This is a genomic window from Massilia rubra (assembly GCF_011682065.1).
Taxonomy (GTDB): Bacteria; Pseudomonadota; Gammaproteobacteria; order Burkholderiales; family Burkholderiaceae_D; genus Telluria_A; species Telluria_A rubra.
Window position 1 is genome coordinate 45651 of sequence record NZ_VUYU01000035.1, and the last position, 21545, is coordinate 67195.

The 21545-nt window shown below is 65.4% G+C and carries 21 protein-coding genes and 1 pseudogene; 16 read left to right on the plus strand and 6 right to left on the minus strand.

Translation table 11 applies throughout. The features are described 5' to 3' along the window. Window positions 1–175: 175 nt before the first annotated feature. The 3 genes from F0185_RS30620 (at window position 176) to F0185_RS30630 (ending at window position 1782) form a co-directional block, all read left to right on the plus strand. A complete protein-coding gene (locus F0185_RS30620; protein ID WP_167231841.1) occupies window positions 176–547 on the plus strand; it encodes a DUF1566 domain-containing protein in 372 nt (123 codons plus the stop codon). A gap of 100 nt (window positions 548–647) precedes the next feature. Next, entirely contained in the window at window positions 648–839 is a 192-nt protein-coding gene (locus F0185_RS30625) for a Thivi_2564 family membrane protein (RefSeq protein ID WP_126073335.1), read from the plus strand. Between the two features lie 91 nt (window positions 840–930). After that, window positions 931–1782 (plus strand): MBL fold metallo-hydrolase, encoded by an 852-nt coding sequence (locus F0185_RS30630; protein ID WP_167231843.1) that lies wholly within the window; start codon window positions 931–933, stop codon window positions 1780–1782. Window positions 1783–1787: 5 nt separating this feature from the next. On the opposite strand, the gene F0185_RS30635 is transcribed toward F0185_RS30630, so the two are convergent. The 3 genes from F0185_RS30635 to F0185_RS30645 form a co-directional block, all read right to left on the minus strand. Next, window positions 1788–3224: a M20/M25/M40 family metallo-hydrolase gene (locus tag F0185_RS30635; RefSeq protein ID WP_167231846.1), complete on the minus strand. Its 1437-nt coding sequence runs from the start codon at window positions 3222–3224 to the stop codon at window positions 1788–1790. 236 nt (window positions 3225–3460) lie between these two features. Beyond that, window positions 3461–3931 carry a SecY-interacting protein Syd gene (locus tag F0185_RS30640; RefSeq protein WP_167231849.1) on the minus strand — a complete coding sequence of 157 codons (471 nt, stop codon included), beginning with the start codon at window positions 3929–3931 and terminating at the stop codon, window positions 3461–3463. A gap of 79 nt (window positions 3932–4010) precedes the next feature. Then, window positions 4011–5144, minus strand: a complete 1134-nt coding sequence (locus F0185_RS30645) for a metallophosphoesterase (protein ID WP_167231852.1) — start codon at window positions 5142–5144, stop codon at window positions 4011–4013. Window positions 5145–5357: 213 nt separating this feature from the next. Here F0185_RS30645 and F0185_RS30650 point away from each other — a divergent pair, with 213 nt between their 5' ends. The 5 genes from F0185_RS30650 to F0185_RS30670 all read left to right on the plus strand — a co-directional run bounded on the left by F0185_RS30650 (window position 5358) and on the right by F0185_RS30670 (window position 11302). Then, complete coding sequence (locus tag F0185_RS30650) at window positions 5358–5831, plus strand: glycine zipper family protein (RefSeq protein WP_167231855.1); 474 nt, start codon at window positions 5358–5360, stop codon at window positions 5829–5831. Window positions 5832–5969: 138 nt separating this feature from the next. Then, window positions 5970–6971: a serine/threonine-protein kinase gene (locus F0185_RS30655; RefSeq protein WP_167231858.1), complete on the plus strand. Its 1002-nt coding sequence runs from the start codon at window positions 5970–5972 to the stop codon at window positions 6969–6971. Then, window positions 6968–9358, plus strand: a complete 2391-nt coding sequence (locus F0185_RS30660) for an FtsW/RodA/SpoVE family cell cycle protein (protein WP_167231861.1) — start codon at window positions 6968–6970, stop codon at window positions 9356–9358. Before F0185_RS30655 ends, F0185_RS30660 begins: the two co-directional genes overlap by 4 nt. Further along, window positions 9319–10848, plus strand: coding sequence for a hypothetical protein (locus F0185_RS30665; protein ID WP_167231864.1), 1530 nt, complete (start codon window positions 9319–9321; stop codon window positions 10846–10848). The genes F0185_RS30660 and F0185_RS30665 overlap by 40 nt, the downstream gene beginning before the upstream one ends. Window positions 10849–10858: 10 nt before the next feature. Beyond that, window positions 10859–11302 (plus strand): SH3 domain-containing protein, encoded by a 444-nt coding sequence (locus F0185_RS30670; RefSeq protein ID WP_167231867.1) that lies wholly within the window; start codon window positions 10859–10861, stop codon window positions 11300–11302. 5 nt (window positions 11303–11307) lie between these two features. Here the strand turns inward: F0185_RS30670 and F0185_RS30675 are convergent, their stop codons facing one another. Next, entirely contained in the window at window positions 11308–11763 is a 456-nt protein-coding gene (locus F0185_RS30675) for a GNAT family N-acetyltransferase (protein WP_167231870.1), read from the minus strand. A gap of 116 nt (window positions 11764–11879) precedes the next feature. Between F0185_RS30675 and F0185_RS30680 the strand changes: the two genes are divergently transcribed. The 4 genes from F0185_RS30680 (at window position 11880) to F0185_RS30695 (ending at window position 16415) form a co-directional block, all read left to right on the plus strand. After that, complete coding sequence (locus tag F0185_RS30680; RefSeq protein ID WP_167231873.1) at window positions 11880–13133, plus strand: MFS transporter; 1254 nt, start codon at window positions 11880–11882, stop codon at window positions 13131–13133. 67 nt (window positions 13134–13200) lie between these two features. After that, a complete protein-coding gene (locus F0185_RS30685) occupies window positions 13201–14184 on the plus strand; it encodes a PP2C family protein-serine/threonine phosphatase (RefSeq protein ID WP_167231876.1) in 984 nt (327 codons plus the stop codon). A 243-nt stretch (window positions 14185–14427) separates the two neighbouring features. Beyond that, window positions 14428–15843 carry an FHA domain-containing protein gene (locus F0185_RS30690; RefSeq protein ID WP_370664095.1) on the plus strand — a complete coding sequence of 472 codons (1416 nt, stop codon included), beginning with the start codon at window positions 14428–14430 and terminating at the stop codon, window positions 15841–15843. A 140-nt stretch (window positions 15844–15983) separates the two neighbouring features. Continuing rightward, on the plus strand, window positions 15984–16415 hold the full coding sequence (locus tag F0185_RS30695; RefSeq protein ID WP_167231879.1) for a hypothetical protein: 432 nt from the start codon (window positions 15984–15986) through the stop codon (window positions 16413–16415). On the opposite strand, the gene F0185_RS30700 is transcribed toward F0185_RS30695, so the two are convergent. Beyond that, window positions 16416–17783 carry an MBL fold metallo-hydrolase gene (locus tag F0185_RS30700; protein ID WP_167231883.1) on the minus strand — a complete coding sequence of 456 codons (1368 nt, stop codon included), beginning with the start codon at window positions 17781–17783 and terminating at the stop codon, window positions 16416–16418. A gap of 119 nt (window positions 17784–17902) precedes the next feature. On the opposite strand from F0185_RS30700, the gene F0185_RS30705 reads away from it, so the two are divergent. Genes F0185_RS30705 through F0185_RS30720 form a run of 4 tightly spaced genes read left to right on the plus strand, consistent with a single transcriptional unit; the run spans window position 17903 to window position 21150 of the window. Then, window positions 17903–18613, plus strand: a complete 711-nt coding sequence (locus tag F0185_RS30705; RefSeq protein WP_167231886.1) for a hypothetical protein — start codon at window positions 17903–17905, stop codon at window positions 18611–18613. Window positions 18614–18649: 36 nt separating this feature from the next. Beyond that, entirely contained in the window at window positions 18650–19192 is a 543-nt protein-coding gene (locus tag F0185_RS30710) for a hypothetical protein (protein ID WP_167231888.1), read from the plus strand. Between the two features lie 37 nt (window positions 19193–19229). After that, window positions 19230–20171, plus strand: a complete 942-nt coding sequence (locus tag F0185_RS30715) for a thioredoxin domain-containing protein (RefSeq protein ID WP_167231891.1) — start codon at window positions 19230–19232, stop codon at window positions 20169–20171. Window positions 20172–20199: 28 nt separating this feature from the next. Continuing rightward, window positions 20200–21150, plus strand: coding sequence for a thioredoxin domain-containing protein (locus F0185_RS30720; RefSeq protein ID WP_167231894.1), 951 nt, complete (start codon window positions 20200–20202; stop codon window positions 21148–21150). Between the two features lie 47 nt (window positions 21151–21197). Here the strand turns inward: F0185_RS30720 and F0185_RS30725 are convergent. Next, window positions 21198–21545 (minus strand): annotated as a pseudogene (locus F0185_RS30725) (glycoside hydrolase family 16 protein); the annotation flags it as partial.

The window sequence follows — 21545 nt, forward strand, 5'->3', positions numbered from 1 at the left end:
TGAATGAACAAGGTTTGAGCGGGATCAAAGATTTAGGTTCAATGATTTGACAAAAAAATTTCTGTCAAGTATGAAAACCATATTTTTAGTTCCTTCATGGAAATCAAACACTTAAATGCAACTCACGCGCGCCGGGCCGCTCTAAAGACAGTCAATTCACGTCGATGGAGAACCTATGTACGACTATACGAACCTCAGGCACGCCCTTTGCGCCGGAGAGCACTACGCCGGCCTGATTCTCGGAAAAAACAATTGTCGCGACCACCATCTGGTGCTGTTGCCGGATGAAGTGACGGACGTGTCGTGGGGAATCGCCCGCGACTGGGCGCTGGCCTGTGGTGGGGAATTGCCGACGCGGCGCGAGCTGGCATTGCTCTACGCCAACCTCCATGAGCACTTCCAGCGCATGTGGTACTGGTCGTGCGAAATGCAGGAGCCGCGCGCGCACCTGGTGTGGGGGCAAAACTTCACGAGCGGCATCCAGACCGTGTATGGCCGGCCATTCCGGGGGCGCGCCCGGGCCGTGCGCCGCGTGCCGGTCGACTGAGGGCTTATGTGCCCTACCGAACGGATCGACCGATGCTTTTCCGATATCGTCCGTTCTGTTGCACTACTTATCAATAACAACAGCCGTATTGGAAAACAAAATGAATATCCTCATCAGCCTCATCATCTACCTGGTCATCTTCGGATTGATCTGGTGGCTCGTCAGCATGCTGCCGCTGCCGGCTCCCGTTGCGCAGATCGTCCGCGTGCTGTTCATCATTCTCCTGATCCTGATCGTCCTGTCGGTCTTCGGAATCATTCCAGGCGGCTACCTGCCACGCCTGAACCTGTAGAAGATACACAGTCAAGCGGCCCGGCCAGTTCCCAACGGAACCGCCGGGCTTTTTTACGTCTGGAAACGCATGGCCGGCATATAATCCGGTCATGACGCAAGCACAGATCCAGCCCTTCTACGACGACAGCACCGCCACCATCACCTATGTGGTCCACGCGGGACCGGGCACGCCGTGCGCGATCATCGACCCGGTGCTCGATTTCGATCCCAAGTCGGGACGCACGTCCACCGCGTCGGCCGAGCGGGTGATCGACTTCGTGCGCGCGCAGGCGCTCACGGTGGCGTGGCTGCTCGAAACCCACGCCCACGCCGACCACCTGTCGGCGGCGCCCTTCCTGGCCGCGCAACTGGGCGGGCGCACCGCCATCGGCGCCGGCATCCGCACCGTGCAGCGCGCCTTTGCGGCGCTGTTTGCCGACGCCGGCGAAGCAAGCCGCTTCAACCACCTGTTCGCGCCCGACGAAGACTTCGCCATCGGCGAGCTGCAAGCGCGCGCGCTGCACGTGCCGGGGCATACGCCGGCCGACATAGCGTACCGGATCGGCGACGCCGTGTTTGTCGGCGATACGTTGTTCATGCCGGATGTGGGGACCGCGCGCTGCGACTTCCCCGGCGGCAGCGCGGCCATGCTGTACCGGTCGGTGCGCCGCATCCTGGCGCTGGCCCCGGGCACGCGCCTGTTCATGTGCCACGACTATCCACCCGAAGGGCGCGCGCCGGCCTGGGAAACCACGGTCGCCGCCCAGCGCGCGCACAACATCCACGTGCACGACGGCGTGAGCGAAACCGACTTCGTGGCCATGCGCACGCGGCGCGACGCCACCCTGGCCATGCCCACCCTGATCCTGCCCGCGATCCAGGTCAACCTCAACGCCGGCCAACTGCCGCCGCCCGAGGCGAACGGCGTGCGTTACCTGAAGATTCCGCTCGACGCCTTCTGAGGCGCTTACTCCTTTACGGCGTCGACCCAGCGCGCCACCGGCTTGTCGGTATTGGCCAGGAACCAGGTGGTGGCGGCCATCACCGCCACATGGCGGCGCAGGTTTTCCGGATCGACCTTGTCGAGCGTGTCGGCCGCCGAATGGTGGTAGTGGAAGTAGTTGGCGGTGTCGATCAGCGGCGCAAAACTCGGCACGCCCGCCTGTTCGAGTTCGTGCAGGTCGCTGCTGCCGAGTGCATCGCTGCGCTGGAAGGCGCCGGCGCCCATCGGCTCGAGTGCGGCCTGCAGCGGCGCGAACTGCGCCACGTCGCGCGCGAGCACGCTGGCGCGCAGCCCGAACGGACGCCCCGCACCGCTGTCGCTCTCGATCGCGGCAATCTGCTTGCCCAGCGCCGCCTTGTTCGCTTCGAAGTAAGCCTGCGCACCGCGCCCGCCGTTTTCTTCGTTGGCCCAGGCGATCACGCGGATCGTGCGGCGCGGCCGGTAGTCGAGTTTTTTCAGCGTCTCGATCACCGCCATCGCGCTGGCCACGCCGGCGCCGTCGTCGTTGGCGCCGGTGGCCAGGTCCCAGGAATCGAGGTGGCCCGAGACGATCACGATTTCGTCGGCCTTGTCGGTGCCGGGCAAGTCGGCGATCACATTGAAACTGTCGGCGTCGGGCAGCGTTTGCGGGGTGAGCGTCAGGCGCATCGACAAGGGACCGCGCGCGGCCAGGCGCACCATCAGCATCGCGTCTTCGGCGCTGACGGCGGCCGCCGGAATGCGCGCGCCGTCGCGCATGCCGCTGTTGCCGGTGTGCGGCAAGCGGAAGTCGGCCCCGCCGACCGAGCGCACCAGCGCCGCCGCCGCGCCCATCTCGGCCGCCATGCGCGGCCCGCCCACGCGGTACTTGGCGCCCTGGCGATAGGCTTGCGACGCCTGGCCGCGCTCGGCCATGCCCTGGTCGAAGGCGACGTCGAACAGCACGATGCGCCCTTTCACCCCGGCGCCGCGCGCCTTGAGCTCATCGAAACTGCGCACCACGATCACCGGCGCCACCAGGCCGGCCGCCGGGGTGGCCGAGGAGCCGCCCAGGGCGGTGAGCACCACGCGCTGGGTCACGCCGGCCGGGCGCCCGCGAAAGTCCACCAGTTCGCCCTTTTCTTCGCCGCGCACCCAGTGCGGCACCTTGACCGGCTGCAGCGTGACGGTGGCGCCCAGCTTGCGCATGGCGTCGGCCACCTGGGTCACGGCGGCGGCGGCGCCGGCCGATCCGGACAGGCGCGGGCCGATCAGGTCCGTCATGTCGGCCAGGCGCTCGTAGGCCCAGTCGCTTTTGAGCGCGCTGTCGCGGATGGCGGCCAGCGCGGCGGGGTCGTTACCGGGAGCGGCGGCGAGCGCGCCGCCACTGATCATGCTGGCGGCGAGGAGGGACAACACAGGCTGATGGTACGTGCGTGACATGCGGTCAATCCTTGAAGATGGCGGAGGGATTCCAACGATAGCGCATTTGCGCCAGGCTTGCCGGGGATCGTTGCGATCTAGTGTCCCGAGTTAGAAATTCGTTGATGATTAAATGTGGTGAGATCGTAACGAGACAAGGAACAAAGCGCAGACAGGCCGAGGCCTGGCGAGCATTTGTGACGCAGTATCGGTGCGATTGTCGCCATATTTATTCAACGAATTTCTAACTCGGGACACTAGGCCAGCGCTGTCAAAAACGCTGCGAGCGACGGCGCCACTTCACGCAGCGGCGGGTATCCCGGCTCACACAGCCATACAGCGCCGGAGGCGTTGTCCACGCCGAAAAAGAGATCGGAATCGGTGGTAGCGATGAAGACAGGTTCACCGGCGGCGGCCTGGGACGCCAGGGACGCCCTGATCTGAGCTGATTCATGCGCGTTCCACGCCACGGTCAGGAAGACAGCCTCTCCATCGTGCCCGCCTTCCCATCCCCTGCCCCAAAAACTTGTATAGAACTCGATGATGTCCGGCCGTAGCCCAAGGCCCGAAAAGTCGGGTGACGGTTCCATCGCCACAGGCCGCCACGCGACCATATTATCGGCATCGGGCGGCAGCACGGCGCAAGGAGATGGCCATTCGGGGTCGTACTCTACCGGTTGCGAGGCCTGCTCCAGTAATTTCAACAGCGTTCGAGCCACTTCGCCCACGGTATTCTCCCGTTCTGTGTTCAGCGCACGTCAGGATTGACGCCGTCGGCACACAGTATGAGGCCCGGCACTGCGGCGATCAAGCGGCCACCAGGCGCACCCGCGTGATTTCGGACGGCGCCCCGAAGCGCTTGGGCGGCCCCCAGTAGCCGGTGCCGCGACTGGTGTACACCCACAGATCGCGCATGCGGTTCAGGCCTGCGGTGAACGGCTGCTGCAAGGGCACGAACAGGTTCCACGGGAAGAACTGGCCGCCGTGCGTGTGGCCCGACAGTTGCAGGTGAAAGCCGGCGTCCGCCGCCGCCGGGGCGCTGCGCGGCTGGTGCGCGAGCAGGATGCGCACGGTCACGTGATCGGGCGCGCCCGCCGCCGCCGCGCGCGGATTGCTGCGGTGCGATTCGTTGAAGTGGTGCGCGGTGAAGTCGGTCACGCCGGCGATCATCAGGGCCGCGTCGCCGCGCTCGCACACCACGTGCTGGTTCATCAGCACCGTCAGGCCCAGGCGGCGCATCTCGGCGATCCATTCGTCGGCGCCGGAATAGTATTCGTGGTTGCCGGTGACGAAAAACGCGCCGTCGCGCGCCGCCAGACGCCCCAGCGGCTCGGTATGCGCGCGCAGGCGTCGCACGCTGCCGTCGACCGTGTCGCCGGTAATCGCAATGGCGTCGGGCTTGAGCGCATTGACCCTGGTGACGATGGCATTCAGGTAGCCGCGCTTGATGGTCTGACCCACATGCAGGTCGGAGATCTGGACAATCGTGTAGCCGTGCAGCGCGGCCGGCAGGCCGGCGATCGGCACCTCCACCTCGACTACCCGCGCCACCCGGCGCGCGTTGACCAGGCCAATCAGGGTCACGCCCAGCGCCACCAGCGGCACGGCAATGGCCGTGCCGCGCACGACCGGCTGGCCGGCGGCGCCGAACACGGCCAGCACCAGCAGCGCCACATCGCGCAGCACCGTCAGTACCAGCAGGGAGGAGAACAAACCCATGGTCAGCATGCCGGCCCACGCCAGCTGGTCGGACCAGCGCCAGCGCTTGAAGCGCACCGACAGCAACCCGGCCGGCATCAGCAAGGTCGATGCGGCCAGCAGCGCGACCGCCACGGCCACGCCCAGCGGCCCCGGATCGATGGCCGGCACCAGACGCATGCCTATATAGAGGTGCAACATTGACAGAAGTGCCAATACGATGAAGACGGCGCGCGCGGGCATGGGCAGGTCCGGAAGAAGGGGTAACCGGTTGCAGATGGGGCAGCGCACGCCTTACGCAAGGGGAAAGATGGTAGCGCGGCCCTTGTTTCACGATTCCAGGATTTGTAAGTTTATGTATTAAGAATGGAATTCCCATGAAGCCGGGATATAGTGCAGTCATGCCCCAGCGCTTGCGTGATCATCCCGATCTCGGTTGAGGCCAAAGGAAACGCTATGTTGAACACAAAATTTGCTGGTGCGGTGGTTCTGGCCGCAGCGGCCATCTCCTCCACAGCAATGGCTAGCGACCGTGGCGTCAATACGGCAATCGGCGCCGTCGCCGGCGCAGCCCTCGGCAACAGCACCGGATCGCGCAACGGTGCCCTGGTCGGCGGCGTGCTCGGCGCGGTGGTCGGCAATTCGATCAGCACCCGTGACCGCGACAACAACCGCGGCTACTACGACAACCGTTATGACAATCGCTACGAAACCCGCTACGAAGAGCGCCGTTATGAGCGCCCGTACCGTGAACCGGCGCCCGTGTATGTGGAATCGCGCAGCTATTACCAGCCAGCCCCGGTGTATTACGCACCGCCTCCACGCTACTATGGCCCACCGGCGGTCGTGTATGTTGAACGTGGTCGCGGACATCGCCATGGTTACGGCCATGGACGCGGTCGCGGATATGGCCACGGGTACGGCCGCTAATCAAGCGTAGCTTTCCCAGGTTTGCCCGGGCACGAGATTCTCGTGCCTTTTTTCGTTTACGTGCGTTGAAGCGCCCGTTTTCCCCTTCCCTCCGCTATCGCTTGCTGACGGCACTTGCCGGCGCCTCGTGGGGGAAGCATGGAAACAGCGGACGCGATCATCGCACTTGGCGCGGGCCAGTACCGCCTGTGCGGCCAGTTGGGCGGCTCCGCCTACGGCGTGGTGTGGCGCGCCACTGGGCCGGCCGGCGACGTGGCGCTCAAGCTGGTCAACCGCGCACAGATGGCGCGCGCCCATCCCCTGCAGCAGGAACGCTGGATCGCCAGCGCCCGCAACGAAATCGCCTTCCTGCGCTCGCTCGCGCCCTGGGACGAGCGTCATGTGGTGCGCCTGCTCGACAGCGGCGAACACGATGGCTTGCCCGTCATGGCGCTCGAACTGCTCGACACCGATCTTGGCCGCCATATCGCCATCGAACGCGATGCCGGGCGCCCGATCACAAAAACGCAACTGCTCGACTGGCTCGGGCAGATCAACCAGGCGCTGGCCAAGGTCCACCAGTACGGCTGGTCGTACCTCGACCTGAAACCGGCCAATGTGCTGCTCTCGCGCCGGAACGGCAGCGTCAAGCTGGCCGATTTCGGCACCAGCCGCCCGCTGGCCGACGGCCACGCCAGCGCGTACGCCGGCACGGCCAGCTGGCAGGCGCCGGAACAGTTTTTCCCGGACGCGAACGGCTACCACACCGACGCCCGCACCGATTACTTTGCCCTCGGGGCGCTGTTCTACTATCTGGTCACCGGTGGCTTGCCGCTGCGCTTTTGCAGCGAGTGCGGCCAGGCCTATCGCGAGCACCGTGGCGACGGCGCGGCCATGCTGCTGGCACGCCACGGCAATCGCCCTCCGCCCACCCTGCACGAGGATGAAGCGGCGCATTTCGCACGGGCCTTCGGCGCCCAGGCCGACGCCGGCACCTGGAGTCCGGACGACGCCCCGCACGACGGCGGCGCGGCCGAAGCGCTGCTCCTGCTGCGCGCCCTGCTCCATGCCGACCGCGCGCAGCGCCCGTGCCACGCCATGCAGATCAGCCGCATGCTCGGCGCCATCCGCGCCGCCCTGCCGGCGAGCGAGCGGCCATGAGGCACTTCGCGGACCGCTCGCCCGGTTTCCTCCTTACCGCCGCCCTGCTCGCGGTGCTGTGCCTGTTGCAGCTGGTGTGCCTGTGGCGCGCGCCGCCGGCCTGGTCGCCCGAGCGTATTTCGGTGCTGCTGCGGCCCGGCGAGTCGCTCACCCTGGGCAGCGCCGAACTGGCCGCGCCGCAAGCCGACAACGCCCATCTGGCCCTGCGCCGCGCCGCCGATGGCCACTGGTGGGCCAGCAATGCCAGCGCCGGCAAACAGGTGCTGCTGCAGCGCGACGGCGTCGACCGCCGCATGGGCTCGAGCGCACTGCGCACCGGCCAATCGTTCCGGATTGGCGCGGCGCGCTTCGATGTGGAAGACGCCAACGCGCGCCAGGTCGCCTTCTCCGGCCCCGTCGCCCAGTGGCGCTACGACGGCGCCACCCTGTACCGCAACGACAGCGCGCAGCCGGCCTGCCCCGACGCCGGCGTCGCCGCACGCACCATCGCGCTGTGGAACCGCGCCATGCCGCAGGCGTTGACGGTGGCGCGTCCGCTGACCTTTGGCGGCAATCTGTATTGCGGCAACCGGCTTGGCATCGCCTATGTGGAAGGCGCCAGCGCCACCATCGCACGCAGCAAAGAGGGCCTGCTGCTCGCGGGCGCCGCCGACCGCGCGCCGCTCCTGATCTCGTCAAGCGCCGGCCAGGTCGACCTGGCGCGCCGTGCGGAACCGCTGGCCGGCGTGCAAACGCTGGTCGCAGGCCGCACCCGCCTGGGTGTGCGGATCGACGATGGCGTGCTGCACCTGCTGCCGCAACGCCATGTGGCGCTGTACGCCGACGCCGATGCGCTGCTGCCGGCGCAAGTGACGTGGCAGTGGAAAAAGCGCGGCCTGTGGACGCTGCCGGCCGGGCGTGCATGGCCCGTTGCGCTGGGCCTGTGCCTGTTGCTGGCGGTGGCGGCGGCCATCCAATGGCAGCGCGGCGCCTGGCCTTTTACGCGCGCTACAAGCGATGCGGTGCGCGCGGCGGCGGCAGGCAGCGCGCTGCTGGTCATCGCCGGCGTGGCCGCGCTGCTGTCGCAGCGATCGGGCAGCGCGCCGGGGGTCGGCTGGTCGATGCTGCTGGCCTGGGCCGCGCTGTGGGGCTGCCTGCTGCTGCCCGCGCGCCTGACCCTGGCCAGCGCCGCCGGCGTGCTGCTGCTGGCGGTCGGCCTGCTGGCGCAGCTCGAACTCGGTTTCGGCGGCGCCGAATCGGCCGCGCTGCGCCACTTCCAGAAATCGGTGGCGCTGCTGGCGATCGGCCTTGGCATCAGCGCGCACCTGCGCCTGCGGGCATGGGCCGCCGCCCCGGCCATGCCGCAGGCCACCCTCGAATGGGTGCTCGCCCTGTTTGCGCTGGCGGCGCTGGGCGCGCTCCTGATGCAGGTCGTCTTCGGCGACGAAACCGGCGTGTTCGACTTGCAGCCGGTCGAATTTGCCAAGCTGGCCTTGACCGCGCTTACCGCGCACTGCCTCGCCATCGGCCTTGGCTGGCACGCGCACATGCCGGAGCAGTCGAGTCCCGCGCGGCGCTGGCTGCGCCTGGCCGCACCGGTGCTGCTGTTCGCCGCCCTGCTCGGGCTGGCCCTGGTCCAGGTGGACGATTATTCGCCCCTGATCCTGTTACTGGTGTGGTGCATGGCGATGGCCCTGGCCTGGTCGCTCGCCACCCGCACCCACGGCGCCACCGCCGCCTTGTTCGGCGTCGCTTGCGTGGCCGCCGGCGGCATCGCCTGGCTGCGCGGCGCCGGCGTGGCCGAGGTGGCGCAATGGGGTTTTTACGCCGACCGCTTCCTGGTGTGGCTCGACCCGGCCCAGCATCCGCATACCGGCCAGCAGTTGCTGCTGGCCGCGCGCGCCATCGCCGAAGGCGCGTGGTGGGGCGCCGACAGCCGGCTTGGCCTGGGCGCCATGGGCCAGGTCGGCGGCAGCGCTTTGCATATCCCGGCGGTGCAGGATGACTTTGCGCCCTCCTTCTTTTTGAACCGCCACGGCTTGCTGGGCGCACTGGCGCTGTGGGCCTTGCAGGCGCTGTTTTTGGTCGGCCTGCTGCAAACGGCGGCGCGCGCCTTTGGCGCCAGCGAGCAAACGCGCGACTTCCGCCAGGCCTGGCTGTGGCGCTTCCGCTGCTTCGCCCTGTGCGGCGGCGCGGCCTTTGTGCTGGGCCACTTTTTGCTGTCGTGGGGGACCAACCTGGCGATCTTCCCGATCATGGGCCAGCCCATGAGTTTTCTGTCGGCCGGCGGCAGCCATCTGCTGTTTTTCATCTGCCCCCTGCTAACGTTCAGTGCAATCAGTGCGCAATCATTCGAGGAGAATCAACCATGCCGGTCTACGTCCAACATGAAGTCCTGGGCAAGGTGAACGATGTGTTCAACGCCGAAACCCTGTGGCAGGCGCCCGGCCTGGCCCTGTTCTCGCGCCGCCCGCTGCTGCGCGACCTGCTGGAACGCTCCCCGCGCGAGCACCGGGGCCGCGCTCCCACGCGCTGCTTCTCGCACATCACCCTGATGCTGGCGCAGGACGAAGTCGACGACGACCGCCACCTGACGCGCGGCGCCCGCGTGCGCGACCTGGCGCAGTCGCTCACGGCCCTGCACCAGAAAGATTTTGGCGACCTGCTCGGCAGCGACGACGTGCGCTACGACGTCGTCGGCACCGATGCGCTCGAACCGGGCCAGGTGGAAGTCAAGTTCGGCCACGCGGTCTACCTGCCGGCCGCCGGCGAGCAGCCCTTGTATACAGTGGAAACCTCGCGCGACAGCGCCATCTGGCAGGCGGTGTGCCCGATCTATCCGCAACAGCGCCTGGCGCTGATCGGTCACGACGCCGACCTGGCCAGCCACGCGGTACCAAGCTGGCCGTTCGGCACCGTCGGCGCCATTTTGCTCATTAACGATGGTCCCGACGCCCCGATCGAGGTGCAGGTGCGGCCCAAGGGCGCGTTCGACTGCGTGCTCGATGCGCTCAGCGGCCAGTACCTCGTCAGCGCCAGGGGCGACCCGGCCGCGCGCCTGCTGATGCGCGTGCGGCGCGCCGGTTCCGCCACAACGTCGGCCCCGATCCCTGCTCCCTCAGCCAAGCCGGCCGCCGTGTGGAAGCCGCGCGCTCCCGCCGGCATCGACAGCGGCGACACCGCGGTGCCCTTCAGCCACCGCCCGGCCGCCGCCCCGGTCGAAAGCGACGCCACCTACGCCCCGCTGGCGCGGCAACGTGTCAGCCTGGTCGGCCTGGCGCTGCCCTGCCTGTCGCGCTACCGCGACACCGGCGCGGTGTCGATGGAGATCGGGCTGGCCCCGTCCCTGCTGCTGGCAAGCGACGGCGAAGCGGCGGCCCTGACCTTCGGCGTCAATGCGGACGACCAGTTGTACGCGCTCACCAGCGCCGGGCGCCAGCCGATTGCGGCGCCAGCCACCTTTACGCCGGTCGACGCGCGCACGGTCGAACTGCTGGCGGTTGCACCGGCGATGGCCGAGCGCTACTGCGCCGTGCTGCGCCTGCCGCACCCGATCGCGGCGCCGGTCGCCGGCGGTGCGCGCTTTGCCTTCGGGCGCAGCGCGCCCATGCTGGCCGCGCTGCGCGTGCTCGATTCGCCGCGCTTCCTGCACCTGGTGAGCGGGGCGGACAGCGCCAGCGCCGACCGCATCGGCCTCTCGCGCAGCGCCTTCAGCTTCGAGGCGGGGCCGAACGGTTACCTGATCGGGCGCCTGTCCGCCACCCAGGCGCTGTATCACCTCGACGACAAGCTCGCTTTTGTGGCCAGCATCGGCGAAGCGAGCGTCGAGCAACCGTACACGCTGCCCGCCGGTCACCATCTGGTGGCGGGCCACTACGTGCTGCGTTTCGACGCGTAAGGACAGTGCCATGCCAAGCGCGAACTCCCTCACCGTGCTCGCCTACGCGGCCGGCCTGATCGCCACCCTGGTGCTGGCGGCGTGGCTCACGCCCGCGCGCTGGTGGCGCCGGCCGAACCTGCGCGCGGCGGGTATCCTGGCGGCCGGCACCTGGGGGCTGGGCGCCCTGCTGCTGTCGCTGCTGCCCGCAAGCGGCCCGGTCATGGCCGCAGCCGCGCCGCCCTCGCCCTCCCATGCGGGCGTCAGCTACACCGTCTTCGACGACCTGAACCTGCGCGCGGACAAAGGCATCGGCGCGCCGCGCATCGCGGTGGCGCCGGCGGGCACGGTGGTCACCACGACCGGACTGCGCGACGGCGACTGGTGGCAGGTCAGCGCAAACATCGATGGCAGGCAGGTGCGCGGCTGGTCGAGCAGCCTGTGGCTGCGGCGCGCCGAGGAAGCGCGGCGCTGACCCTGTCAGCCAGGGCGCTTCATCGGGTTGAAGTACAAGCCATTCACGCATTGCATCGGCGCGGTGCGCTCGAAACCCATCGCTTCGTAGACCGGCAGCGCGTAGTTGGAGGCGTTGACGGTAAAGCTGCCATCGCCGCCGGCCACGATCGCCGCGCGCCGCGCCACGTCCCACAAGGCGCGCGCGATACCGCGTCCATGGAATTGTTTGGCAACGAACATGTGGTACAGGTGCTGGCGCTCGCGCACCGCAATGAAGCCGGCCAGTTCGCCATCGATCTCGGCGACGTGATAGGCATGCCCGAGGCGCAAAAACCCGTGAAAACCTTCTTCGTCATTGTCTCGCAAGAAGGTGGCCGCCGCTTCCGGCGACGATTCGTGGACGATGAATTCGATGGCGAGCGCGCGGAACAGGGCGGCGACGGCCGGGACATCGCTGTGCTCGATAGGACGGATGTGCATTATCGGTATGGGACGGTTGACAGAACGCTCATTGTGCACGTTTGGCCGCGAATGTGCAGGTCATTTGCGCCGGTATGTTGACGCACGGCACCAACGCGCTTTAGACTGGAACGATCATGCCTAAACCGAGCCTGTCCGTACCGCTGCCGGCGCCGTCGCTGCGGCCCAAGGTGCCCTTGTCCAAGCCGCTGCGCCACGCGCGCTACCGGCAACTGTGGATCGCCAACCTGATATCGAACCTCGGTACCTGGACCCAGACCTTCGCCTCGGCCTGGCTGATTACCCTTGTGGCAAGTTCGGCCTCCACCGCCAGCCTGGTGCAGACCGCCAGCTATATCCCCATCTTTTTGTTCGCCCTGTTTGCCGGGGTGATCGCGGACGCCGTCGACCGGCCCAAATTTTTGTTCTTCTGCAATCTGTTCATGGCCCTGTGCGCCTGCGTCATGGCGGCGCTGGCCATCAGCGGGCGCATTTCGACCGCGCCCGTGCTGGTATTGACGTTCTGCATGGGCGCCGGCGCGGCCTTCATGTGGCCGGCCTGGCAAGCGTCGATGTCGGGCCTGGTCGAGCCGGACGAGGTTGAAGCGGCCGCCACCCTGAACAACCTGAGCTACAACGTGGCGGCCATCCTCGGGCCGGCCCTGGGCGGACTGCTGTTCAACTGGGTCGGGGCCGGCGCGCTGTTCCTGGTCAATGCACTGTCCTTTGTCGGTTTGCTGACGGTGTATTGGTCGTGGTGGCGCGATGGCGTACCCGAGGTGCGCCCCAAGGTCGATTTTACAAGCAGCCTCAAGCTCGGCGTGCGTACCGCGCTTGGCTGCGCTCGCTACCGGCGCATCTTGCTCAATGTGTGCACGGTGTTTTTCTCGACGATTGCGTTCGCGGCCTTGCTGCCGGTGTTCGTCAAGCAAGTACTGCATAGGGATTCGAGCGTGTTCGGCATCCTGATGGGTAGCCTGGGCGCGGGCGCGGTGTGCGGCGCCTTCCTGCTGCCGTCGCTGCGTTGCCGTATCGGCAAGACGCACCTGTTAAGCGCGTCCTTGCTGGTGTATGGCGCCATGCTGTGCCTGTTGCCCTTCATCCGCTCGCTGGCCTTGCTGGTGCCGCTCATCGTGGCGGCCGGCATGGCCTGGTCGGCCACGGTGTCGACCCTGAACGCGGCGGCGCAGCTGGCTTTTCCGGCAAGCATACGTGCGCGCACCCTGTCGATCTACCTGTTCGTCATGGCCGGCGGCTACACCCTGGGCAGCATGGCCTGGGGCGCGCTGGCCGACAAGCTCGGCGTGCAGGCGGCGCTGGCCGCCGCCGGCGCCTGCGTGATCGTCAACGCCATCGCACTGGCGACCGGAAAGCGGGAAACCTCCATCTGATCGTCGCTTTGGCGCGGCAAATTTTCCGATAAGCTGTCAGGATTGCCAACCATTCCGGCCACGCCCGATGACAACAGCAGCTCCCAGCCTCGATTTTGGCCCCTATCTCGATGTGTCGGTGCATTCCAGCGCCGGCGCCGATGCGCCGCAGCGCCTCGAGAACCAGGATAATTACCTGGTCATCGACAGCGCCGGCAGCGCGGTGTTCCTGTACGAGCAGGCCGTACAGCGCCAGCAGGTGGCCGGCTGGCCGGGCGGCCACATGCGCGTGGCGGTGCTCGACGGCATGGGCGGCCACGGACGCGGACGCGAGGCGGCCGAGGCGGTCGTCGGCGGCTTGCTGGACATGCCGGCCTGCCACACCCTGGGCGAGCTGTCGGCCCGGCTCGACCTGCTGCATGCGCAGTTGCAAGAAGAGTTCGGCTGCGATCCGGTTACCGGCAAACGCCCCGGCACCACCCTGACCATGCTCGAACTGCGCTCCGGCAAGCCGGTACTGCTGTACCACGTGGGCGATTCGCGCTTGTACGAAATTATCGATACGCAAGTTATACCGATGACCATCGACCACGTTCCCGCCACGGCCTTTGCGATGGGTGGCTTGCTGGGCGAGCACGAGTGGTGGCAGCAGGTGCATGGCGAGCACCGCTGCCAGATCTCGCAAGCCTTCATCCTGGGCAATGCGTTCGCCAATCCGGCCGAGCTGGCCGATGGCTTGTATGAGCTCTCGCCACGCAACTTGCCCTCGTATCTGTATCACTTGCCCGACCGGCGCGCGCTGGAACTCGATCCGCACGCGGTGTACCTGCTGGCCAGCGACGGTTTCTGGGCGTGCGCCGACCCGGGCGCCTGGCTGGCCCGTTGGCCGGCCCTGTTCAAGGCGCAGCCGGACGCGCGCGCCATGACCGACGCTTTGTTTGCCGAAATGAGCAGCAATCCGCCGCCCGAGCTGCACATCGACAACCTGACGGCCATCGTGCTGCGGCCCTTGGTCCACGATGACACGGCGGCGCCGATAGCAAGCGAACAACTTTGCGGCGGAGAGCCTTGATGACTCGACAAGATGTTGTTTCAAAACACAAATATTGTTGTTAGGCACGGACGTTTGGCGTGCCGCACTTCAAGAAAAGCGCGTATTCTTTGATACTCACGAACGGCGAATATTGCTATGAAAAAATGCAACAACCCCTTGCATCCGCATTGCACCTTCTGGGTCATGCCAGGGGAAACTGCATGCGCGAATGGCCATGGCCAGGCCGCCGTCGCTGTACCGGCCGCGGCTACGCCCGCGCCCGTGACCGCCCCAGCCAATTCCAGCTATGAGTTGATCAGCGCCCTGCGCAGCGCGCGCCCGAGCGCCAAGCCGGACGCGGCGCCGCTCGCGTATCCGGACCAGGCGCTGCCGGCGCTGCAGCGTCCGCACCTGCACATCAGCGGCTTCGACCCGCGCGCCGCTGGCGGACGCCAAGCCATCAAGGTCGAGCTGCGCGGCATGCCGCCCGACAGCGCGCCACTGGTCACCATGCAATTGCAGTCGGCCCTGATTGCGCAGGGCAACGCGCGCCACTCGTTCGTGCGCACCCTGCGCGGCGACTGGCGCCCGCTGTTCATCGAATTCTCCTCGCGCGACAAGGAACACGGGCAATACCGGATCGAGGTCGAGCTGTTCAACCTGCACGATGGCCGCATCCGCCATAAATGGGTGTGCACCCTGGTCATCCTGGTGCCGCGTCCCGACGCCACCCTGACCGACATCCACCAGACTTTCCTGTCGACCCACAAAAACGTGCGCGTCATGGCGGACGACGCCTCCATCGCCCGGGTTAACGCCCAGGCCGGCGGTGGTCGGCTCGATATCGACGTGCATGCGCGCAACGCCTCGATCGCCCATTTGAACCTGGACGCCAAGCCGGGCAAGGTCGACATGGGCTTTTCGACCATTGCCTGGGATGAAGACCTGATCGAAATCGACGTGCCCGCGCATGCCGAGCCGCATCCGCACCCGACCGCCTGCGCCTGCCTGGTCAATGCGGCGCCCGAGCCCGGTTCGCAGCGCCAGGTGCGCCTGTTTGCCATGCCGGAGTGCGTGCTGGGCCGTTTTGAACTGTACGATCCGGACGCCGACGTGCTGCTGACCCATTTTGGCGAAGACGGCCAGGACCGCGACGGCCTGACGCGCCGCCTGTCGGGGCGTCACGCGGTGATCCGGCGCGGCATGAACGGTTTCGAGATCGAAGATGTGTCGCGCTATGGGATTTTGCTCGACGGCGTGTGGCCGGGCAAGAACAAGCCGGTGCCGCTACGGCTGGGCATGCGCATCGAGCTGTCGGCCAGCATCAAGGGGATTGTGGTACTCAGTGTGACGGCGGTGATGCCGCACGGGGTGATCGTGCACCGCATCGACCAGGGTGCGCATGCCGAGTGTTTTTACTTTTTGGAGCCGGGCAAGCATCCGGGCTTCCCGGTGGCGCCGTTCGGCGCCGCGCCGAGGGCGGCGGTGATGCCGGTTCTGTATCACCAGAACGGTGGTTTTTGGCATCTGGACCCGGCCACCGGCAAGGAAACCGCGCTCAGTCCGGGCGCGCCACTGGACCGGCTGACGCAGTTTGCGCGCCACACGCGCTTTGCCAGCGAGTCGTATCCGGAATGCTGGATCGTGCGCACGGCCCTGAAATCGACGCATGCGGCGGCGGAGATGCATACGGCTTGATCCAGACGTCTGGCATTCGAGCTGTCGCCCCGCCTGACAAAACGTATTGCTTGCCTCATTGGCAACAACCTCGTACACTGAGCCAGCCGGCGTACGGTGTCCGCCAGGAGCATACCTTCGCTCAACCATAAAAATCATCAATGATGAAATCGAAAAACCCTATTGAACTTGCTGTGTCAAGTGCCTTGCCTGTTCCTCAGGTTGGGCTAACTGAGCCAACACCGCTATTCACTGCAAAAGATAAGTACTTTGTCGCAATGTGTTCGGGAGAATTCCCGTCGATAGCAGATGCAATAAGTGACACGCGTCTGCCGCCTGAAACCAAGGCAATGGGCGAGTGGCCCGCACTGCCAGGATCATCGAAAATTTTAGCGTTCAAAGCCCCGCCGCGAACAACCGATGACGAGAATGGCGTAGTCATCTTGATCATCGAGCCAGTCGCTCACGGGAAGGTGATTTTATGGTTAAGTGGTACCGATCTGGCACGCGAGCAGCGCGAGGACGCGGAAGACGACGTCGACAATTTTCTTGAGATTACCGGTGGCGAATACAAGATTTTCGAAAGGGTGTGATCAGCCCGCTGTATCCACAACCTGGCCTCGTTCTTTTATGCGCCGTAACTGCGCCGCCTGATACGCCCCGAACACATCGTTGAACAAGCACCGGATCAGCGGATCGTCCACCAGTTCCGCACCGAGCAAATCGGCCTCGGTCTGTTGGTCGAACACCGCATCGTTCATGCGCATATACATGGAGGTGAGCGCCTCGCCCAGTTCCAGCGCCGCATACAGCCTGGCAACCGGTACTTCGGTGGTCCACGACAAGGCATCCGGCACGCCGGCCATCAGGTCGATCGTGTCGCCCTCGATGCGGTAATGGAAATGCGTGCCCTCCCCCGCATGATCGAATACCGATAAACGCCACACGCGCGGCTTTTCGAAAAAACTCTCTTCCGGCAGTTCCATGCCGCGATATTTATCCAGCAAGCCCGAGGTGCAGTAATCGATCACGCGCGCGTGTTCGTCGCTAGTGAGCGCCGGGAAATGGCGCGCGATATCGGCTGTTGGCGGCGGCGTCGCGTGGCCTTCGTACCGGTAATCGACGTCCTGCTCGCCGACCGGCACCACCCAGCTCAATGGCGGCGCGGCGTGGAGGCCATCGCGGTCCAGCACAAACGACACCGAAGGGTTCATCCGCACCACCTGCGCATCGGGCAATGCCGCGCCCACTTCTTGCTCGAACTGGCGGTAGGTGATCGGGAAAAACGCGTGGTTATACCAGGACCACGGCTCCTGCACGAACTGGCAGGAACTGGGAACGACATAACGCGGCTTGAGCGCCGCCAATTGCCCGATCCATTCTTCCGGCAGCTGCGGCGGCGCGGGCGACGCGCGCGAGGGCGATAACACTTCGATTTCGCGCATGGTCTGGAAGGGCCACAGCACCATGTCCCACGGCGCAAAGCGCGCCAGCGCCGGCAGCATGTCGGGATCGATCCACGAATCGACGACATTGAGCACATTCAGGCCGCCAGCCTGGATGTGGAACATCGAGTCCACATCCGCATCCATGGCTTCGCGCGCGATCACCGTCATCGGGCCAACCTGCACCGGCGCGTCGAGGCGCAGCTGGTGCACCTTGCTAAACCCCAGTTCGCGCACCATGTCGAACAATTCGTCGAACACGCAGTAGATGTACAGCGGCGTGGCGCGGTCCAGCAGATCGAGGCTGTCGAACGAGCAGTGGTCGTCGTGGAAATGCGAAATGAAGACGGCGTCGAAATGCACCGCGCGGAACTGCGCGTGGTCGAAGCGCACTTCCGGAAAAGCGTGGCAATTGCGGCTGAACGGGTTTTCGACCACCGGATCGAAAGCGATGCGGGCGCCTTCGCATTCGAACACATAGCCGGCGTGGAGAATCCTGGAGATTTTGAGCGTCATGGCCGCCATTATCTCATGCCGCATGCCATCCTAAAATGCATGGTGCGCCGGCCGATCGCCTATCATGGCGGTATTGACCGGGCATCCCGGTGGCTCAATTTTTTGCAAGTGGATAAACAATGACGATCATCGAACTCCCGTTTCGGGCGACTACCGAACAATCCTGCGCGTGGATGGAACAGCAAACCGGCACGCCATGGACCCTGGCGCGACTGCTGGAAAACGCGCTCACACCGTATGTGTGGTTCGATTACGACGCCAATCACGCCGAGCTGTTCGGCGACGCCAACGGCGGTTATGCGGCGCCGATCTTCCTGGAAGCGGATGTGGCGCGCCTGGTGGCCGGCAGCGAGGATGTGCTGATCACGACGACCAAGGACGCCTACAAGATCGTAGCCCAGTTGCCGGCGCCGGGTTTCCGGCGCGAGCTGCACGAGCTGCGCTTTCTCAAAAAGGAGCTGGAACGCCTGGTCGCCAAACTCAAACACGATGCGGAGCCGAAGCCGATGGTGGTTGAAACGGCCAGCGAGGCGCGCGTCGGCATCAGCAAGGATGAAGTGTTGGCGGCATTCGGGACCATGCTGCGGATCGATATGCACAAGGCGCTCGACGACGCCGGCGGCATTTTCGGCGATGAAGGCGCGCGCATCAAAGGCAGCGCCCGCAAATCGAAAAAACAGGCCATGTGGAATCCGGTGACGCTGGCCCTGGGCATGAACGATGCGTACCGCGTGCCGATTTCGCAACTCAAACGTGCTTTCCAGGCCCACGATTTCCTCTATCCGTGGCTGGGGCAATGGAATGAGTCGCTTGCCCTGCTTGGCAAGTAAGTTAAACTACGCCCCTTACACTTCAGTTCCGAATCTATGACCACCAAAAAACAGCCTCCGGCCAAACGCGCCCCCGAAGAACCAGTCGGCCGGCCTGAAAACCCGTTTATCAGCACCGAGTTTTTCTCCCGGATGCGCGATTACACCGAACGCGATGCGGCTTTTTCCAAGGAAATCAAGGCGATCGGTGATCGTGGCGCCGGCAAGCTGTCGACCGATGCGCGCACGGCGCCGTCGCTCGAACCGCTGCGCGGCGTGATCAAAAAAGGCTTGCCGCTCAAGGATATGTTCGGCCGCATCGTGCAGGGCGTGGAATTGGGCTTGTGGGAGCCGTGGCTGAGCGCGTTCGGCTTCGAACTGCGCGGCGTCAATTACGCCAAGACCGGCGCGCGCAATGCACGCCTGGCGCTCGATATCAGCCTGGCGTCCAAAGCGACGACGGTATTTGCCAATGCCGGCATTCCCAACTGGCGCAGCCTGGTGGCGGAAGACTGCGCCCAGGTCCAGATTGAAAAGCCGACCGAAAAGACCCCGGCCAAGGCCTACGCCATTTTCTGGCTGGACGGCGCCGACGCATAGTGCGCAGGGAGCGCTTGACGTCCTCGCCCACGCGTTCGTGCGGGGCGAGGACGTCGATGCGCTCGTTTCCGGCTTCTGCATCTTTATACAAGGCAATACCCTGAACACCTTATTCAAACGCGCGCTGTGCGCCGCCGCGCTGGGCTTGCTGACAGCCAGCGCCCATGCCGACAGCGCCAGCGCCGCCGCCAATTTTTTCGGCAACGCCGAGAAAGCCGGCCTCGACATCGGGGACCTGGACCCCACGCATGCGCTCGTCACCCCCACCCTGGTCAAGGGGCTGTACGCCACCTATAACGAGAGTGGCAAGTTGATGGGCGTCATCAATGAGGCGGGCACCCTGTACGGCAAGGCGGGCGTGTTCAGCACCCTGGGGCCGAAACCGGGCAGCCTTCGCCTCATGACGCCTGCGGAAGTGGGCGGGTTGCGCGCGGAAGTGATGGCCCATCTGGCCTACGAGAAACTGATTAAGGTTACCTACGGAAATGGTGGCGGACGCAGGATCCTGGCGTTTTCGTCGGTGGACTGCCGCACATGCTTCCTCCACGAAACCGAGCTGGTCCAGGCCGCGTCGACGCTGAACACGACCTTCTACATTGCGCCGGCCTCGCTGCGCGGCATGGACAATGGCGGCCTGGCATTGATGGAACAGCTTGCCCGCATCATGTGCGACGACAAGCCGGGCGTCGCCTGGCAAAAGTTCTGGGCGACACGCGAAGCGCCGCCGGCCAAGCCTTGCGCGCTCACCGCCCAGTCGGTTCATCGCGATACCGAGGCGCTGTCGAGCATCATGGCGGGTGTGAAATCCATGATCCAGGCGGTTCCCATGTTTGTGGCCGAAGATGGCTCGCCGGTTCCGAAGAACTTCAACATGGACATGACGCCCGAGGTGGCCGACACCATGTTCGGGGCGGCGCGCAAGCGTGTGGCGATTGCGCCCACGACCCATTGGCTGGCCGCTGCAAAGCGCAAAAGCTGATTTTTCATCTTTCCATAAAGGTATTCCCGTGAAAACAATGTCACACCACCTCGCCCGCGCCCCGTTCAAACCGGCGAGCGCCATCATGGCCGCCTTGCTGGCTGTGGCGGCGGCGATCGCGCCATCGGCTGCGCTGGCCGATCAGAATACAGCCAGGACCAATTTTTTTGCGAACATGCAAAAGGCGGGCGTGACGCTTGCCGATGTGACCCCGGCCAACGCCCAGGTCGTGCCAACCCAGGTGAAAGGCATGTACGGCATTTACACGCCGGCCGGCAAACTGGTTTCCCTCACAAATGATGCCGGAACCATCACCACCAAAGGGGGCGACTTGAGCAATATCGGGCTGCAAGCCGGCAAACCACGCCGGATGACGCCCAAGCAGCTCGATGAAGTGCGCGCCGAAGTCATGGCCAATCTCGATTACGACAAGCTGATCAAGATCAGCTACGGCAACGGCGGCGGACGCAAGATCCTGATGTTCTCGGCGGTCGATTGTCCGGGCTGCCAAATGCTGGAAAAAGACCTGGCCAAGGCCGCGTCGCGCCTGAACACGACGTTTTACCTGGTGCCCTCCTCCTTGCTGGGAAGCGACCCCGCAGCCGTGCCGGCGCTGGAAAAGGTGGTCAAGATACGCTGCGACGCCAATCCGGCGTTGGCATGGCAGACATTCTGGGCCAAGCGTACGCTGCCGCAGCCCAAGGCGTGCGGTCTCACCACGCAAAACGTGCAGCGCGATTTTTATTTGCTGTTCCACATGATGGTCACCATGAAAGCCATCAAACCCGTGGTTCCCATGCTGGTGTCGGAAGACGGCAAGTGGATTCGCCTGTTCCGCGACATGAATTCGACGGCGCTCGCGTCGGCCTTCGCCGCGGAACGCAAGCCGGACATGACGGCGCCGACGACACAATGGCTGGCGGCGGCGCCGGCCGCCGGCAAGCCGGCCTTGCCGGCGCAGCCAGCCAAGGCCAGATAAGGCAGGCAAGACGGCCACGATGATGGCAAGCGCCTTGCCCTTGCCGCTTACTTCATCGTGAACGTTTGCTGCGCAGTATCGACAGCATAGTTCTTCGCCACGTCCCAGTACGTGAAACTGTACTTGACCACGTCGCCGGCCTTCAGGCCGCCAGCGGCATAGGTATTGTTGCCGGCATCCTGGCGCAGGCGGATGTTTTGCTGGCCGCCGGAATTGACCGTGTAATGCACGTCCGCCCAGGCCGATGTGCGCACTGCGAATTGCAGCGTGGTCGGGCCGGTCTGGGTGGCGCTGACCGAAATTGGCGTTGGCGTCGGGGTTGGCGTCGGCGTTGGAATAGAGCTAGGAATAGCGGAGGGCATTGGCATAGGGGAGCGCGACGGGGTAGCAATATA